This is a genomic window from Ralstonia sp. VS2407 (genome assembly GCF_052950655.1).
The window spans coordinates 1-433 of sequence record NZ_JBRFVG010000384.1; the positions used below are offsets into that span (position 1 = coordinate 1).

The 433-nt window shown below is 73.9% G+C and carries 1 protein-coding gene; it reads right to left on the minus strand.

Annotated features, from left to right (window positions below):
• On the minus strand, nt 1-433 hold a 433-nt coding region (locus tag ACU8YE_RS25590; protein ID WP_446930420.1), incomplete at both ends, for an aminotransferase class V-fold PLP-dependent enzyme.

Below are 433 nucleotides of genomic sequence, written 5' to 3' on the forward strand. Positions count from 1 at the left end.
GAGTTCCAGGGGGCGGGTATGCACCGGCGAGGCCGCCGTCGAGTCGACCGCCAGCCGGGCTCCCGCGGCGTGGGCGATCTCCGCCGCCACGGCGATGTCGGTGACCGTCCAGAGCGGATTGCCGGGGGTCTCGATCCAGACGAGCTTGGTGCGGCCCGGCTGCACCGCGGCGCGCAGGGCCGCGGTGTCGTCCGTATCCACGAACGTGAGCGCCAGCCCGCGCCGTGGCGCCTCCTCGCGCAGCCAGCGCTTCAGCGCCCAGTACATCACCTTGCCGGCGACCACATGGTCGCCGGGTTCGAGCGCGCCGAACACAGCGGTCGCCGCCGCCATCCCCGAGCCGAACAGCAGGGCACCGGCTTGCGCGCCCTCCAGCATCGCCAGGACGGATTCCGCCTCCCGCACCGTGGCGTTGTCGGGCCGGGCGTAGCTG